General features: G+C 73.4%; 13 protein-coding genes, 1 tRNA gene and 1 pseudogene. 10 read left to right on the top strand and 5 right to left on the bottom strand.

What is annotated here, in order from left to right:
* Positions 1-768 (top strand): annotated as a pseudogene (locus ACWEKM_RS11085) (hypothetical protein); the annotation flags it as partial.
* An 18-nt stretch (positions 769-786) separates the two neighbouring features.
* Here ACWEKM_RS11085 and ACWEKM_RS11080 read toward each other — a convergent pair.
* Entirely contained in the window at positions 787-1,383 is a 597-nt protein-coding gene (locus tag ACWEKM_RS11080) for a histidine phosphatase family protein (protein ID WP_451620871.1), read from the bottom strand.
* A 305-nt stretch (positions 1,384-1,688) separates the two neighbouring features.
* Here ACWEKM_RS11080 and ACWEKM_RS11075 point away from each other — a divergent pair, with 305 nt between their 5' ends.
* From ACWEKM_RS11075 to ACWEKM_RS11045, 7 genes are all read left to right on the top strand, one after another.
* Positions 1,689-2,747, top strand: coding sequence for a phosphatase PAP2 family protein (locus tag ACWEKM_RS11075; protein WP_451620870.1), 1,059 nt, complete (start codon positions 1,689-1,691; stop codon positions 2,745-2,747).
* A gap of 1 nt (position 2,748) precedes the next feature.
* Positions 2,749-3,891 carry a hypothetical protein gene (locus ACWEKM_RS11070; protein WP_451620877.1) on the top strand — a complete coding sequence of 381 codons (1,143 nt, stop codon included), beginning with the start codon at positions 2,749-2,751 and terminating at the stop codon, positions 3,889-3,891.
* A complete protein-coding gene (locus ACWEKM_RS11065) occupies positions 3,882-5,453 on the top strand; it encodes a hypothetical protein (RefSeq protein WP_451620869.1) in 1,572 nt (523 codons plus the stop codon). Before ACWEKM_RS11070 ends, ACWEKM_RS11065 begins: the two co-directional genes overlap by 10 nt.
* Before the next feature lie 32 nt (positions 5,454-5,485).
* Entirely contained in the window at positions 5,486-6,823 is a 1,338-nt protein-coding gene (locus ACWEKM_RS11060) for an AAA domain-containing protein (protein WP_451620876.1), read from the top strand.
* Positions 6,824-7,071: 248 nt separating this feature from the next.
* Positions 7,072-7,443: a hypothetical protein gene (locus ACWEKM_RS11055; RefSeq protein WP_451620868.1), complete on the top strand. Its 372-nt coding sequence runs from the start codon at positions 7,072-7,074 to the stop codon at positions 7,441-7,443.
* A 202-nt stretch (positions 7,444-7,645) separates the two neighbouring features.
* Positions 7,646-8,224, top strand: a complete 579-nt coding sequence (locus tag ACWEKM_RS11050) for a bifunctional DNA primase/polymerase (RefSeq protein WP_451620867.1) — start codon at positions 7,646-7,648, stop codon at positions 8,222-8,224.
* Positions 8,215-8,288 (top strand) — tRNA-Lys (locus ACWEKM_RS11045). Before ACWEKM_RS11050 ends, ACWEKM_RS11045 begins: the two co-directional genes overlap by 10 nt.
* A gap of 112 nt (positions 8,289-8,400) precedes the next feature.
* Here ACWEKM_RS11045 and ACWEKM_RS11040 read toward each other — a convergent pair.
* On the bottom strand, positions 8,401-9,612 hold the full coding sequence (locus tag ACWEKM_RS11040; protein WP_451620875.1) for a M6 family metalloprotease domain-containing protein: 1,212 nt from the start codon (positions 9,610-9,612) through the stop codon (positions 8,401-8,403).
* Positions 9,613-9,969: 357 nt separating this feature from the next.
* Between ACWEKM_RS11040 and ACWEKM_RS11035 the strand changes: the two genes are divergently transcribed.
* A complete protein-coding gene (locus ACWEKM_RS11035; protein ID WP_451620866.1) occupies positions 9,970-11,811 on the top strand; it encodes a putative bifunctional diguanylate cyclase/phosphodiesterase in 1,842 nt (613 codons plus the stop codon).
* 13 nt (positions 11,812-11,824) lie between these two features.
* Here ACWEKM_RS11035 and ACWEKM_RS11030 read toward each other — a convergent pair whose 3' ends face one another.
* The 3 genes from ACWEKM_RS11030 to ACWEKM_RS11020 all read right to left on the bottom strand — a co-directional run bounded on the left by ACWEKM_RS11030 (position 11,825) and on the right by ACWEKM_RS11020 (position 14,626).
* Positions 11,825-12,913, bottom strand: coding sequence for an LLM class flavin-dependent oxidoreductase (locus ACWEKM_RS11030; protein ID WP_451620865.1), 1,089 nt, complete (start codon positions 12,911-12,913; stop codon positions 11,825-11,827).
* Between the two features lie 148 nt (positions 12,914-13,061).
* Positions 13,062-13,793: a maleate cis-trans isomerase family protein gene (locus ACWEKM_RS11025; protein WP_451620864.1), complete on the bottom strand. Its 732-nt coding sequence runs from the start codon at positions 13,791-13,793 to the stop codon at positions 13,062-13,064.
* The gene (locus ACWEKM_RS11020; protein ID WP_451620863.1) at positions 13,790-14,626 is read right to left on the bottom strand and encodes a maleate cis-trans isomerase family protein; all 837 of its coding nucleotides are present in this window, start codon (positions 14,624-14,626) and stop codon (positions 13,790-13,792) included. Before ACWEKM_RS11020 ends, ACWEKM_RS11025 begins: the two co-directional genes overlap by 4 nt.
* 1,094 nt (positions 14,627-15,720) lie before the next feature.
* Between ACWEKM_RS11020 and ACWEKM_RS11015 the strand changes: the two genes are divergently transcribed.
* Entirely contained in the window at positions 15,721-16,674 is a 954-nt protein-coding gene (locus ACWEKM_RS11015) for a D-2-hydroxyacid dehydrogenase (RefSeq protein ID WP_451620862.1), read from the top strand.
* Position 16,675: the final 1 nt, after the last annotated feature.

Here is a 16,675-nt window from a genome sequence, read left to right as displayed (position 1 = left end):
GGCGCGACCCGGCAGGCCACCGCCGAACGGCTGCACTCGGGCGCCGGTGAACTCGCCATCTCGGTGGGCTGGCTGGCGCACGACTCCGGCCGTTTCGACGACGCGCGCTCGCACTACGCGGAGGCGCTGGCGACCGCCCGGGTGACCGGGGACCCGGCCCTGGAGGCGCACGCCTTCTGCAACACGGCGTTCCTCGCGCGGGACGCCGGACGGCCGCGGGAGGCGGTGCGGGCGGCGCAGGCCGCGCAGCGGGTGGGGCGCCCGCTGGGCTCCGCGCGCCTGATGTCGCTGCTGGCGCTGCGCGAGGCGGGTGGCTGGGCGGGGCTCGCCGACCGCACCGGCTGCGCACAGGCGCTGGCCCGCGCGCAGGCATTCTTCGAGCGGGGCCGCTCGGACGCCGACCCCGAGTGGATGACCTTCTACGGAGAGGCCGAACTGGAGGGGCTTGAGGCGCAGTGCTGGTCGACGCTGGGCGACTGGCCGCGGGCGGCCCGGCACGCGCGCCGCGCGGCCGGGCTTCAGGACCCGCACTTCACCCGGAACATCGCCCTGTACACGGCGGAGCTGGCCGACGACCTCGCGCGCGGGGGGCGACCCGACGAGGCCGCGCAGGCCGGTCTGCAAGTGCTGGACCTGCTGGACCAGGTCCAGTCGTCCCGCATCCAGACGATGCTGGCCGGGACCGCGCGCGTGCTGCTGCCGCACCGCAGGGCCTCGGGGGTGTCCGAGTTCCTGGAGCGGCATGCCGCACTGCCGCGCGGTGTGTGAGTCCGCTCACCCGGCGAGTCACCCGGCGAGGTGCCCCAGGTCGTTCCAGCTCTCGATCGCCGGTTCGCCGTACGCCCAGCCGAGGACCGACAGGGATGTGGGGTTGAGGCGGATGCGCGCGGCGAAGTCCAGGGGCAGCCCCAGCCACCGCGCCCCTATGGAGCGCAGGATGTGCCCGTGGGCGAAGACCAGGACGTCGCGGTCCGCCGACCGGGCCCAGGCCACCGCCTCGTCCGCGCGGGCCGTCACCTCGGCCAGGCTCTCGCCCTCGGGGACACCGTCCCGCCAGATGAGCCAGCCGGGGCGGGCGGCCTGGATCTCGGCGGGGGTCAGGCCCTCGTAGGCGCCGTAGTCCCATTCCAGGAGCGCGTCCCAGACGTCGGCCCGCTCGCCGAACCCGGCGAGTTCGCATGTCTCACGCGCGCGTGCCAGCGGGCTGGTGCGCACCTCGGCCCCGGGCAGGCCGTCGAAGGGCGCCCGGTGCAGCCGCTCGCCGAGCAGCTTGGCGCCCCGCCGTCCCTCCTCCAGGAGCGGCACGTCGGTCCTGCCGGTGTGCTGGCCGGACAGCGACCACTGTGTCTGTCCGTGCCGGGCCAACAGGATGCGCGGTGCCATGAGGAGACCTTTCTGGACAGACGATGTGAAACCGCCCGAAATCACAGGGGGAACAGGAAATCAACGAGGGGAACAGGACATCAAGGGAGCGGAACAGGAAGGAACAGGGAGGGACAGAGGAGGAGAACGAGCGCGAACGGAAGCGGAACCCGTCCATCATCGCGCACGCCCTTCGGGGGCAACCCAGCGGGCGATCTCGGCGTCTTTGAGGGCTGGAACGCCCCGCACGGGCGGACCACGTACACCGTAAAGTGGCACGGTCGGCCCGCCGGGCGGCACGTGAGAAAAAGGGGGAGGGCGATCGGATGCCGCAGACCGAGACACCGGGCACCGGGAAGTCCCGGCCGATCCGGCTGCGGTGGTGGACCGAACTGCCGCTGATCCTGCTGGTGTACGGCGGCTACTCGGCCGGCCGCCTCCTCGCCCGCGGAGATGTCTCGACCGCCGTCGACCACGGGCTGGCGATCCTGCGCGCCGAGACGTTCCTGCACGTCAACGCCGAGCACCCGCTCAACCGGCTGTTCACGCGCGAGGCATGGCTCGGCGTACCCGCCGACTTCTGGTACGCGTCCCTGCACTATGTGGTCACACCGGTCATCCTGATCTGGATCTTCCGGTTCCGCACCGCCCACTACCAGGCGGCCCGCACCTGGCTGATGACGTCCACGTTCATCGGCCTGATCGGCTTCACGTTGCTGCCCACCTGCCCGCCCCGGCTGCTCTCGCCGGAACACGGCTTCGTCGACACGATGGCCCAGTACAGCTCGTACGGCTGGTGGGGCGGCGATGCCAGCGCCCCGCGCGGGCTGGGCGGCATGACGAACCAGTACGCGGCCATGCCGAGCCTGCACGTCGGCTGGTCGCTGTGGTGCGGAGTGATGCTGTGGCGGTACGGCGGCACGCGCCTGACCAAGGTCCTCGGCGTGGCCTACCCGCTGCTGACCACGATCGTGGTCATGGGCACCGCCAACCACTATCTGCTGGACGCGGTCGCGGGCGCGGTCGTGATGGGCGCCGGGCTGCTGCTCGCGCCGCATGTGACGCGGGCCGCCGCCGCGACGCGGACCCGACTCACCCCGCCCGCGGTACGGGCCCAGTACGCGCTGCGGGCCCGTCTCGCCCCGGCGGCCACCGCCGTCACCGGGCGCTCCGGCGGCGCAGGTTCACCGATTGTCGGTGGCGGATGCCAGACTTCGACGGGTGAACGAATTCCACGGCAGCGCGAGGACCGGCTCGGGCCCGGAGCCGAGCCGGACACCTCCCCCAGGGACCCGGGAGACTCCCCCAGGGACGCGGGAGAAGGGACCCCGGGCTGGGGCCTCCCCCGCTCCGGCGAAGTCGAGAGTCTGGGGAAGACTCGCTGAGCTGCGCGGCGGCGCCGACGTCCAGCCCAAGGCACTGGACGCGCGCGCCCTCGCGGCACTCGCCGCGAACCCGGGATGCCGCAGGCGGGCGATCCTGGACGGTGCCGGGGTCGACAAGACCGCGCTGGCCAAGTCGCTGGGCGCGCCGGCCGTCTTCGGCCAGTCGCAGTTCGCCCTGACCCGGGGCAACGCCTTCGAGGCGCGGGTGAAGGCAGGCGACGGCGCGGAACTGCTGCGGCTCGTGCACACCACACTGGATCCGGCCGCCGAACCGCCGCGGCAGGCCGCCGTCCCCGACCTGTCCGCGATCGGCCCCGAGGGGCGCACGGCCCGTACGGCGCTGGCGCTGCGCGAGGCCACGGCCGCCCCGGGCGCCTGGACGCTGCTCGACCACCCGATGCTGGCCCTCGACGTGGCAGGCTCCCCCACGTACCTGGAACCGGACGCGGTGGTCGTGCATCCGGACGGCAGCTGGTCCGTCGTGGAGATCAAGTCCTTCCCGATGCTGGACGGTGCGGCGGACCCGGCGAAGGTGGGTGCCGCCGCCCGGCAGGCCGCGGTGTACGTGCTGGCCCTGGAGGAGGTCGCCGCCCGCCTCGAACCGGCCCCGCGCGTGCGCCACCGGGTGCTTCTGGTCTGCCCCAAGGACTTCTCCAACCTGCCGGCCGCCTCCGCCGTCGACGTCCGCAAGCAGCGCGCCGTCACCGCCCGTCAACTGGCCCGGCTCACCCGGATCCAGGACATCGCAGACACCCTGCCCGAGGGCACCTGCTTCGCCCCCGGCCTGCCCGCCGCCGAGCTGACGGCCGCGGTCGACTCGGTGCCCGCGGCGTACGCGCCCGAGTGCCTGGCCGCCTGCGAACTCGCCTTCCACTGCCGCACACGCTCGCGCGCGGCCGGCGCGGTCACCGCCCTCGGCCGCGCGCAGCGCGCCGAGCTGGGCGGTCTGACCACCGTCGATGACGTGCTGTCGGCGGCCCGTGGCGCGAGCGGCGACCCGGACGACCCGGCGGTCGCCGCCCTGCGCCGGGCGGCGGTCCTGCGCACGGAGGCGCTGCGCGAGGCGGCAGCGGGCGAGGCGACACCGGGCGACCTGGCGCTCCCCGGAGCGCGGGCCGATCGGGAGGTGGCCCCTTGTCGCTGATCGCCACCCTCGGCCGGCTGGAGGCCGTGAGCTGTGGCCGGGCCCGCCCCGCCGCCACCGTCCGGCACCGGCATCTGTCCGACCGGCCCCTGGTGTTCGTGCCACTGACCACCGCCGGCGAGGCCGGTGCCCCGCTCGGCGCCCTGGTCGGCACCGACCGGAACGCGCCCCGCCTGCTGGTCGTGCCGCAGCCGCGCGACCGCGACCTGCGCTTCGCCTTCCTCGCCGAACTCGCCGACATCGTCCTGCCGTACCTCGACGCGTACGCCGAGCGCACCGAGACCGACCCGGAGACCGGCAAGCGGGTCAAGGTCATGACGGAGTTGTGCGCGGACGCGCCCCAGCTGATCGTGCCGAGCCGCGCGGGCGTCGACTTCGTACGGCTGCTGGGCCGCTCCATGCGCTTTCGCCGTACGGCCGAGCAGGACCCGCAGGCTCCGTACCCCGCGCCGCCCCGGGTGCCGCTGCTCGGCCGGTGGTTCACCCACTTCGGGGAGCGGGCCAGGGTGCCCGGCTCGGCGCTGCTGCTCGCGCTGACCGACGTGCTGGCCCGGCACTGGGCGACCGGTCAGTCGAGCCTGGAGGACCAGCACCTGGGCGCGCTGCTGGCCTGGATCGACCCGCCCGACGGCGAGCCCGGCGCCGCGGCGGCCGAGCGGATGGAGCGGGCGCGGGACGCCGACGGCCAGTTGCTGTACCCGCCCGCAGGACCGGCCACCGACCCGGCCTTCGACAACCGGCTGCTCGCCCCCGCCATCGAGCGCCACCACCGCGCCCGCACCGCCCTCGCCGCCGCCGCGGACGGCCTGGAGGCCGACGCCCGGCTCGGTCCGGTCACCGTCGCCGAACGGGAGATCCACGCCCTGGTCGAGAGCCGTACGCGGCCCACCTGGGACGCCGTGTGGCGCGGGCTCGACCTGCTGCGGGCGCTGCCCGAGGGCGCGCACGTCGAGGAGCGGTGGACCCGGGACCGCTGGTCGTTCACCGGCCACCGCGACCGGGTACGCGCGGGTGAGCCCCCGCAGCCGCGCCGCGACGACGCGGTCACCGCGGCGAACAAGCTGGCCGCGCGGGAACGCGAACAGGCCCGACTGGACGCCCAGGAAGCGCTCGACGACCCGCTGGTGATGGCGGGACGACGGCTGGCCGGGGAGGCGTTCGCGGGCGAGGTCACCGATGTCGTCATGGCGTACAGCGAGGGGAAGCGGCCCAGTCCGCGCCCGCTGGTCACCGTCCGCACGGACGACCGGCCACACCTCGGGGAGCGGGCGAGGACATACCGCTCGCTGGGCGGCAGGCCGCAGTCGGCGGAGTTCGTGGGGTACGAGGGCGAGGGGCTGATCGTGCTGCGGATCCTGGACAAGATGGGCCGCGGCAAGGATCCCGAGGCCGGGTCCGTGCCCGAGAAGGGCGACCGGCTGTGCTGCACGCTGTTCGAGCACGAGCAGCGTGGCGGGGCCAAGTTGCCCGACCCGGAGCAGACCCCGTGGACGCACGGCGGGCCGCCGGGCGAGGCCGTCCCGGAGGCCGCCGATCCCCTCACCGAGGAGGACGTGCTGTGACCGCGGGCATGACGGCGGGCATGACAACAGACATGACGACGGGCACCTTCGACCCCGGGGCCGTGGCGGCGCGCGCCACCGAGGCGATCCTGCACGACACCCTGCACGGCGCGCACCGGGGCGTGGTGGTCGACTCCCCGCCCGGCGCCGGCAAGTCCACGCTAGTGGTCCGGGCCGCGCTCGAACTCGCCGACGCCGGGCGTCCGTTGATGGTGGTCGCGCAGACCAACGCCCAGGTCGACGACCTGGTCCTGCGGCTCGCGGAGAAGAACCCCGAGCTGCCCGTGGGCCGACTGCACAGCAGCGACGCAGATCCGTACGACAAGGCGCTGGACGAACTGCCGAGCGTGCGCACATCGGCGAAGGCGGCGGATCTCGCCGGCGTCCCGGTGGTGCTGTCCACGGCCGCGAAGTGGGCGCACGTCACGGTGGACGAGCCATGGCGGCACGCGATCGTCGACGAGGCGTACCAGATGCGCTCGGACGCACTGCTCGCGGTGGCCGGACTGTTCGAGCGGGCGCTGTTCGTGGGCGACCCGGGCCAGCTGGACCCGTTCGCGATCGTGGGCGGCGAGCAGTGGGCGGGGCTGTCGTACGACCCGTCGGCCTCCGCCGTGACGACGCTGCTCGCGCACAATCCCGAGCTGCCGCAGCACCGGTTGCCGGTGTCCTGGCGGCTGCCGGCCTCGGCGGCGCCCCTGGTCTCGGACGCGTTCTATCCGTACACGCCGTTTCGCAGCGGCACGGACCACGGCGACCGCGGGCTGGTCTTCGCGGTGCCGTCCGACGGCTCCGGCCCCGACCGGGTGATCGACGAGGCGGCGGCCTCGGGCTGGGGCCTGCTGGAACTGCCCGCGCGGCACACGCCGCGCACGGATCCGGAGGCGGTGCGGGCGGTGGCCACGGTCGTCCGCCGGCTGCTGGACCGCGGTGGCGCGGCGACCTCGGAGCGCGATACGGGCCCGGCCCCGCTCACCGCCGCCCGGATCGCCGTCGGCACGGCGCACCGGGACCAGGCGGCGGCGGTACGGGCGGCACTGGCCGAGCTGGGCGTGGCGGACGTCACGGTCGACACGGCGAACCGGTTGCAGGGCCGGGAGTACGACGTGACGGTGATGCTCCACCCCCTGTCCGGCCGCCCCGACGCCACCGCCTTCCACCTGGAGACGGGCCGCCTGTGCGTGCTCGCCTCCCGGCACCGCCACGCCTGCATCGTGGTCTGCCGGGCGGGCGTCGCCGAACTCCTGGACGACTACCCGTCGACCGACCCGGTCCAACTCGGCACACTCGTCAAGTTCCCGGACGGCTGGGAGGCCATGTTCACCACCTGGCTCCACTTCCAGGAACACCGTGTGCCCTGGCGACCGTGAGCTGGGGTGACGCGCAGGCAATCAGTCCAGGGACGCCAACGCGCCCGCGATGAGAGAACGTGCTGCCGCTCCCCTCACGGCTCCCTGTGACAGCCGTTCAAAGGCACGGGTGTACTGCTCGACCTGGCTGGGCTGTGTGAGGGTGAACCCGGGCGGGCGTGACGGGGGCTTGTGGGGGCGCGGGAGAATGGACGGTGGCGCAGCCTGTTAGGGGGGCGGCCAACGGAACCGTACAAGGAGGACGAGACATGGCGGAGCCCACGCCGCGTCGGAACGAATCGCGGCTACGCCCCGCGCCCCTGCTCTTCGAGCCCGTGGCGGCGGTCGCCGATCCCGAGCACTTCTTCGACCTGGAGTCGATGGACGACCCCCGGGCCCTGCTGGCGCGCGCGACCGAGCTGGCCCAGGCGTTCCGCGCCGCCGCCGACCGCGCCGTGGAGTACCAGGCCATCGCGGCGGCCCAGCTGGCCGACCCGCGCCGCTTCGACCGGCTGACGCCCGCGGACATCGCCGAGCGGGCGGAGTGGACCGAGGACTACGCCAAGCGGATGGTCGAGTTCGGCCGGGACCTGATGCGCGGGGCCGACACCGAGGGGCGCGGCACCGTCGATCCTGTGTGACCCGTGACCCTGGGGCGGGTGTCACACCGACGCCCCACACCAATCGCCGCCCCACAGCGTCGCCGCCAGGGCAATCGCCGTCCCACCGACTATGCCCTACGCCCTATGCCAGGCGGGCAAGATACTCCCCCTTCCACCCTCCCGTCCTGAGATTCCGCAACTCACAGCAACGGTAATTTCACCGACGGTAGATCTATGAGGCATGAGCAGCACACGGAAGGTCACCGTCGACGGCGCCGCCTGGCTCGCCTCCGCAGAAACGTATCCGCGCAGCGCACTCGCGTTATGGGAGGAGCGGCCTGACGCCCCGCTCGTACTGCCCTGCGGCACCGCCTTCGACGTGGTGAACGCGCCGGCGATCTTCGGGCGCCGGATGCTGGACCGGTTGTGGGCCGAGGGCCCGGGGTCCGGACCGGTCGCGGTGTTCCGGGGCCGCGTGCTGCTGTTCGCCGCGCCGGGCACGGCCCAGCGCCTGCCCTCGCTGCTGGCCTGGGAGGAGTGGGGCCTTCGGGACCGTACCTGCGGCGTGCCACCGCTGCTGTGCCACGGCACCGGGGACGCGGTGACCGTACCGGGCCCGCACGCCCCGGACGGCGTGGGGTCCGCCGCCCGCGACGGCTCCCGCTGGCTGGTCGCCCCCGACACCCGGCACCCCTGGCTGCCCGGGCCCGAGGTGGTGCTCTGGGCGGCGGTCCGGGCGGCCCGGGAAACCGTACGGATATCGATTTTTCCTCCCGCCGACCAGGGTGCTAGGGTCTACGACGTCAGCAGGCGCCGCTAGCTCAGTTGGTTAGAGCAGCTGACTCTTAATCAGCGGGTCCGGGGTTCGAGTCCCTGGCGGCGCACAATGACGATGGCGAGGCATGTTCGCAGCACACGCGAACCCCCTCGCCATCGCTGTTTTCCAGCGGGATCAGCCCCCCTCTTCCTCCCCCTCCGGATCTTCGTCTCCAGCGCTCAGTCCCCGATCTTCGGGGTGATCTTCACCGTCCAGGCGCCGGACACCGTACGGTCCTCCACCGCCACCCGGACGCCGTCATCCGGCACCGTGAAGCTCTCGCCGAGGGCGACCGGGGCGTCGGCGAGCGGCGGGTAGACCGAACCCTCCCAGCATGCCTCGGTGCGCGGATGGGCATCCACGACCTCGATCGGGCCGTTTCCGGACGCCGCGCCGCTGTGCACCCGGTACACCAGCACCCCCTGCCGGCAGACCCCGCGGTCGCTCCCGACCGGCCCGCGCGCCTCGAAGGCCAGCGCGCTGTCGGACCCGGTGCGCACGACGGCCAGCTTCACCCCGCCGCCCAGGCCGAACGCCGGGGACCCGGCCGTCCCGGCGGCCGGCGTCTCCCCGGCGGCCAGCGGCTCCAGGGTCAGCCGGGTCGGTCCGGTCCCGTGCACACACACCACCTGGCGTGGATCCAGCCAGCCGAGCTTCCACTTGTGCCAGGCGAACAGGTCCGGCGCCAGCCCGAACTGACTTCCCATCAGGTCCCAGTCGCCGACATAGGTGTCCCAGTCGCCCTTGTCGTCCACCGGGCGGTGGTAGAGGTCCGGCAGGTCGAAGGCGTGCCCGGTCTCGTGCGCGAGGACCAGCCGGTCCGGCGGATGCTCCTCGAAGACCGTGACGACCCGGCGGATGTCCTTGCCGTCCACCCGCATCGGGGTGTCCAGGTTGACGACCTTCGTCGCGTCGGAGTCCACACCGGGCGCATCCGGGTCGGCCACGAAGTAGACGATGTCGTAGCGCGAGAAGTCGACGTCACCGTCGGCCACCGCGAACGCGTCGCGCAGATAGGCGGCCCGCTGTGCGGCGCTCCAGTCACGCCTCATGACGTACGACGTCGAGGGGTGCGGCATGCGGAGCCAGCGCTTCAGCGGATGCGGGCGCAGCGTGAACCTGCCGTAGGAGGCATGCTCGAAGAAGCGGCTGGTGGCCGGGAAGTGGTCGGCGGCCAATGCGGCGGTCGTGCTGTGCGGGGCCGAGTCCGGGAAGGAGAGGAACACCAGCACGGCATCGAGCGGGCGGGTCGGACGCGGATAGGAGGGGTTCCAGGTGTCCACTCCCTCCGAGTGGTGCGCGTCGGTCCGCTGCAGGGCGCACGGCGTCGTGGAGAACGGTTCGGCCACCGACGGGACGGTGAGGATCGACGTCGCGGCGAGCGCCGACATCGTGGTGAACACGGCGGCGGCACTGCGCAGATGGGGCGGCAAGGGGAGACCTCCGGGTGCGATTGCACGGACACCGCACCCAGCCTGTGGGATTTTGATCCACTACGCCCTGTTTGTCTGCACCAGAAGGGTGAGCATCCGTCACACCCCCGAATGGCCGACACCCCGAATCACTCACGGAACGTCACAAGCGGTCGTAGGCCCGAAGAACCTGTCCATCCACGGGCAGAAACGATCTGTCAGAACCGTGGGTCGATCAGGGACACTGGAGGGTGGCTGGAAGGCCCTCGGGCCAGCCTCTATGATCGGCACACTTTCCGGCACGGACAGAGATCGAGTGCACTGCGGGAGCGAGCGGTGAGCGGAACGTCCGAAGGGCCGACGCCCGCGGCAGACCTCGACCGGTCCGCCGTCACAGACAGTGACAACAATGCGCCTCCCGGTGCCCGGCCGCACGCCGGAGCACCAGCGCACACCTACCGTTCCGTCTTCGCGGCCGCCCCGTTGTCCATGGCCGTCGTCGACCGCGACGGCCTGGTGGTCAGCGCCAACGACACATTCGGCACGCTGCTCGGCACCGACGCCGCCGCACTGACCGGACTCGTCGCGGCCGACCTGGTCGACCTGACCGCCGACGCCCGCGCCTGGCACGCCTACCGCGAGGTACTGCGCGGCCGGCAGGCGAGACTGCGCTGCACCCGGCGACTGAAGCAGCCCGACGGCCGCTCGGTGTGGGTGCAGGTCACCGTCGCTCCGCTCGCCGAGTCCGAGGAGGGCGTCCTGTTCTCCGTCGCGGATATCAGCGCCCGCCGCGAACTCCAGGCCAGACTGCGGCACTTGCAGATGCACGACCCGGTGACCCGGCTGCCCAACCGCACGCTGTTCTTCGAGCGGCTGACGGCCGCGCTGGAAGCGGACGCCTACGAGCAGGGCGGCACCGGCCGGGTCGGACTGTGCTCCCTGGACCTCGACGGCTTCAAGGCGGTCAACGACACCCTCGGCCACCGGGTCGGCGACCGGCTGCTGGCCGCGGTGGCGGAGCGGCTGAGCCGGATCGCGGACGAGGCCGGGGCCGGCCGGGCGTCCACCCCCTTGGTGGCGCGGCTCGGCGGCGACGAATTCGCCCTGCTCGTCGAGGACTCCACGGGCACGGACCAATTGGCCGAGCTGGCCGAGTCCGCGCTGACCGCGCTCCGGGCGCCCTTCGATCTGGCGGGCCGGCGGCTGTCGCTGACGGCCTCCATCGGCGTGGTCGAGCGGCACACGGCCGGCACGACGGCCACCGGCCTGATGCAGGCGGCCGACACGACCCTGTACTGGGCGAAGGCCGACGGCAAGGGCCGCTGGACGCTGTTCGACCCGGAGCGCAACGCGCACCGGATGACCCGGCAGGCCCTCTCCTCCGCGCTGCGCCCCGCCATCGAGCACGGTGAATTCGCCCTGGAGTACCAGCCATTGGTCGGCATGGCGGACGGCCGGCTGCGCGGGGTCGAGGCCCTGGCCCGCTGGCACCACCCGCAGTTCGGCACGTTGACGCCGAATCGGTTCATCGGACTGGCCGAGGAGGACGGCTCGATCGTGCCGCTCGGCCGCTGGGCGCTGGTCACCGCCTGCCGCCAGGCGCGCCGCTGGCAGCTGGACCACCCGGGCGAGCCGCCGATCTTCGTGAGCGTCAACGTGGCGGTCCGCCAGATCTGGGACTCCGACCTGGTGGCCGACGTGGCGGACGCCCTCGCCCGGACGAACCTGGCCCCGCATCTGTTGCAGCTGGAGCTGACCGAGTCGGCGGTGATGGGATCGGCGGGCCGCCCGCTGGAAGCCCTACAGGCCCTGAGCGACATGGGGGTACAGATCGCCATCGACGACTTCGGCACCGGCTACTCGAACCTCGCCTATCTGAGCCGGCTGCCGGTGTCGGTCCTCAAGCTGGACGGCTCGTTCGTGCGCGGCTTCCAGTACGACGACCCCGGCGACCGGCCGAATCCGGCCGACGAGGTCGTGGTCGAGGCGATGATCCAGCTGGCCCACCGGCTGGGGCTCACGGTGACCGCCGAGTGCGTGGAGACCGCGGCGCAGGCGAACCGGCTGCGGAACATCGGCTGCGACACCGGCCAGGGCTGGCTCTACTCCCGGCCGGTGCCGCCGGACCGCATCTCCGAACTGCTGGCGACACAGTCCTACGCGGTGGGCAACCCGTAGGCGTCCGCAGTCCCTAGGCGGTGGGCAACCCGTAGGCGTCCGCGATCAGTTCGTACGAGCGCAGCCGCAGGTCGCCGTGGTGGGCGTGCGAGGTGAGCATCAGCTCGTCGGCGCCGGTGCGCTTGTGCAGCGCGTCGAGTCCGGCGCGCACCTCTTCGGCGCCGCCGTGCACGATGTTGCTCGTCCAGGACCGTACGAACTCCTCCTCCATCGGACTGAACTCGTGCTTCTCCGCCTCGGCCGGGTCGGGGAACAGGCCGGGGCGGCCGGTGCGCAGCCGGACCATGTTCAGCGCCATCGCCCGGGTCTGCCGACGCGCCTCCCGCTCGTCGTCCACGGCGAGGACGGAGACGCCGATGAGGGCGTAGGGCTCGTCGAGGACGTCGGACGGCCGGAAGTTCTCCCGGTACAGGTCGAGGGCCGGGACGGTGTTCTGCGCGGAGAAGTGGTGCGCGAAGGCGAACGGCAGGCCGAGCAGGGCCGCGAGCCGCGCGCTGAAACCGGAGGAGCCGAGCAGCCAGACGGGCGGGCGGTGCGGGGACTGGACGCCGCCGGGCGCGCTGCCCTGCACCGGGCCCGGCACGGCGTGGACACGCCGGTAGGGATGGCCGTCCGGGAAGTCGTCGTCCAGGAACCGAGTCAGTTCGGCCAGCTGCTGCGGGAAGTCGTCGGCGCCCTCGTTCAGGGTGTCGGTGCGGCGCAGCGCGGCGGCGGTGGCCCCGTCGGTGCCCGGCGCCCGCCCCAGCCCAAGGTCGATCCGCCCCGGCGCCAGCGCCTCCAGCGTGCCGAACTGCTCGGCGATGACCAGGGGCGCGTGGTTGGGCAGCATCACCCCGCCCGAGCCGAGCCGGATCCGCTCGGTGTGGGCGGCGAGGTGGGCGAGGATCACCGCGGGCGAGGAAGAGGCGACGCCCGGCATCGAGTGGTGCTCGGCCACCCAGTACCGGTGGAAGCCGCGCGCCTCGGCGAACCGGGACAGCTCGACGCCGGTACGCAGCGCCTCGGTGGCGGTACTGCCCGCCCCGACGGTCACCAGATCCAGTACGGAGAGGGGGACGGGGGCGGTCCCGTGGGCCGTCCCCCGGATCTCGTCTGCCGCCACGGTGCTGCCTCCTGTGGTTCGCCCTGCACGGTCCGCCGTGCACTGTCCTCCGGGAGCTAACGGGAGGCAGTCTCCGGTTTATTCCCGGGGGTCTTCGTGAGGGGGCGCGAGGGTCTTCGCGAGAGGCGTTGCCGGGCGACCGGCGGGCTCAGACCTGCACGATCGGCTCCCGGGTGAACAGGGAGCCCAGCGCCGGGGCGTTCACCCTGCGGTCCGTCAGGCGCAGCGCCTCCCAGACCGTGACCTGGTTGGCCGTGAGGACCGGCTTGCCCAGCTCTTTCTCCAGCGCGGGCAGCTGCGCCACCGTGTGCAGGGCCGTGTCCGGCAGCAGCAGCGCCTCGGCGTCCGCCCGGTCCGCCCGCCGGGCCAGGTCGAACAGCTCGCGCTCGCCCCAGTCGCCGACCTCCGCCGCCGTGATGATCCCGGACGGCCGCACTCCGGTCACCGTCGCGCCCGCGGTCCGCAGGAAGTCCGCGAACAGCTCGGCCACGTCGTCCGGATAGGTCGCGCCGACCGCCACCCGGTGCACCCCGATCTCGCGCAGCGCGTGCACGAACGCGAACGACGTCGAGGAGGCCGGCATGCCCGCGGCCAGGGCCAGCGAGCGTACCTGCGTCTGGGCGCCCTCCCAGCCGTACACGAAGCTGCCGCTGGTGCACGCCCACACGAGGGCCTCCACGCCCGCCAGGCGCAGCGCCTCGACACCCGCCGAGAGCCGCTCCGGCGCCCCCATCCGCCGCAGCGCGTCCACCCGGTGCGCGTCCTCGCCGATGTCGGTATGGACCAGGTCCACCCGGATGTCGCTGCCCAGGAGCTGCTCGATGCGCGGATAGTCGTCCTCGGCGGAGTGCCCCGGGTAGAGGAATCCGAGTGCGGTCATGTCCAGCCCTCCTGCTGTTCTCCCGGCAGTACGGGCCATCCGCGCGCCGCGCCTCCCTCACTGTCCCAAAGGGCGTGGGAGGTGTCCCCGAGCAGCGTCTGGTACGGCCCCACCGCTGGGGTACCCAGTCGGCGCAGCGCCGCCCACATTGTGACCTGGTTGGCCGAGAGCACGGGCATGCGCAGTTCCGCCTCCAGCTGGGGGATCACGTCGTACGTCGGCAGGTTGGTGCAGGAGATGAACAGGGCGTCGGCCCCGCCCGCCCGCACGGCCCCGCCCACCGGCACGGCCCGGCGCGCCATCGCGACCACCTCCCGGTACGGCACCCGCCAGATGTGCCTGGTCAGCCCCATGTAGACGCACCGCGTCACCCGGACACCCGCCTCGGCCACGTAGTCCCGCAGCGCGCGGGTCACCGACTCCGTGTACGGCGTCAGCAGCGCCACCCGCCGCACCCGCAGCTCGGCGAGCGCCTCCAGCAGCGCCCCGGACGTCGTCACGGCCGGGACGGCGCCGGCCCGGACCATCGCCTCCCCCATCGCCCGTTCCCCGGCGATCCCGCCGACGAAGCTGCCGGATGTGCAGGCGTAGGCCACCACCTCGGGCTCGACGGCGGTCAGCGCATACACCGCCTTGCCGAGCGTCTCGTGCTCGCTGACCAGCCGGGCCAGGTCCAGGCTCACCTCGACCGGTACGTACGGCGTCCGCGTCAGGTGCAGCGACACCTCGTCGGGCACCCAGCGCCACAGCTCCCGGTCGAGCGCGAAGTCGAAGGGGGCGACCACGCCGACGCCGCGCTGCGGGCGGGGACCGCCGAGAAAAGAGACGTCCATGGAAGACACCCCTCACGGTAAGAAAACGGGAGGGCAACAGAGTGCGGGTACGCCCGTGTTGACGAAGGTAGGTTCGGGTGCGAGCGTGGTCAATCCACGCATGTCAGACCCCCTGCCCCAGACCGCCCACCGGGGCCCTGCCGGTCCGTCCTGCCCTGTTCGCCACCTTCCCGCACGCCCCGCCCAGCCCGGTCCGACACCGCCCCATCCGCCCTTTTCTCGCACCACCGCCCCGCCCGGCGGGTCGGGCACCGCCCCGCACGTCCCCCGCCGCACCGCCCGGTCCACCACCGCCCCGCACATCCCTACGTCTCGCCTGCTCCGTCCGACCCGCCTGGCCCGGCCCGATCCGACACCGCCGTCCCACCCGTCCGACCTCGCACCGCACCGTCCCGCACGTCCCGCCTGGCCCGGCCCAATCCGGCACCGCCCCACGTCCCCGAGCCGACTCACCCCTCCGGCCTGCCCCACCTGGTCCGGCACCGCCCCGCACGCCCCGTCCACCCGACCCCGATCCGATACCGTCCGCCACATCCCGCAAGCCCCGTCCGCCACCTTCCCGCACGCCCCGCCCCGCACGTCCCCCGCCGCACCGCCCGGTCCACCACCGCCCCGCACATCCCTTTCCCGCCAGCTCCGTCCGACCCGCCTGGCCCGGCCCGATCCGACACCGCCCCACGTCCCCGAGCCGACTCACCCCTCCGGCCTGCCCCACCTGGTCCGGCACCGTCCCGCACGTCCCGTCCACCCGACCCCGATCCGATACCGTCCGCCACATCCCGCAAGCCCCGTCCGCCCCCTTCCCACACGCCCCGCCCCGCCCGGCCTGCCTGGTCCGGCACCGCCCCACGTCCCCGAGCCGGCTCACCTCTCCGGCCTGCCCCACCTGGTCCGGCACCGCCCCGCACGTCCCGTCCGCCCCGCCCGATCCGATACCGTCCGCCACCTTCCCGCACGCCCCGCCCCGCCCGGCCTGCCCGGTCCGGCACCGCCCCCCACATCCCGCCAGCCCCGCGAGCCCCGCCAGTCCTGTCCGCCCCGCCTCGTCCCGTCCGCCTCGTCCCGACTCTCGCTACGGAATACGGAGGAACGGTTTGCCGACGCCTGTCCCAACGGTTCTCGTCCTCGACGCCGACCCCCTTCCCCGCCTCGGCCGGCTCACCGGCCACGCCCGCGTCGTGCACGCGGACGAGCGCACGCTGGCCGGGCTGCTGCCCACGGCGGACGTCCTGCTGGTGTGGGACTTCGCCTCGCGCGCGGTCCGCGTGGCCTGGCCGGGCGGCGGTCCGCGCCCCCACTGGGTGCACACGGCGAGCGCGGGCGTCGACCATCTGATGTGCCCGGAGCTGGCCGACTCGGACACCGTGGTGACCAACGCGCGCGGGATCTTCGACGGGCCCATCGCCGAGTACGTGGCCGCACTCGTGCTGGCCATCGCCAAGGACCTCCCGCACACCCTGGACCTCCAGCGGCAGCGCACCTGGCGGCACCGCGAGACCCGGCGGCTGGCCGGCACGCGCGCGTGCGTGGTCGGCTCCGGGCCCATCGGCCGCACCATCGCCCGCACGCTCAAGGCGCTGGAGGTGACGCCCGCGGTCGTCGGCCGCGTCCCGCGCACCGGCATACACGGCCCGGACGACCTGGACCGGCTGATGTCGCGGGCGGACTGGGTGATCGCGGCGGCGCCGCTGACCGAGCAGACGCACGGCATGTTCGACGCCCGCCGCTTCGGCGTGATGCAGCCCTCGGCGCACTTCATCAACGTCGGCCGCGGCCAGCTGGTCGTCGAGGACGCGCTGGTCGAGGCGCTGTCCAAGCGCTGGATCGCGGGCGCGGCCCTGGACGTGTTCGCCACCGAGCCGCTCGCCGCGGACAGCCCTCTGTGGCAGCTGCCGGGACTGATCGTCTCCCCGCACATGAGCGGCGACACGGTCGGCTGGCGGGATGAACTCAGCACCCAGTTCGTTGAGTTGTACGAGCGGTGGGCGGCGGGCAGACCCCTGGTGAACGTGGTCGACAAGAAGCGCGGATACGTACCGGGTCGCTGAC

It is taken from the genome of Streptomyces sp. NPDC004752 (genome assembly GCF_053601275.1).
Note: the sequence above shows the minus strand (reverse complement) of the source record. Positions and strands in the feature narration are given on the sequence as shown.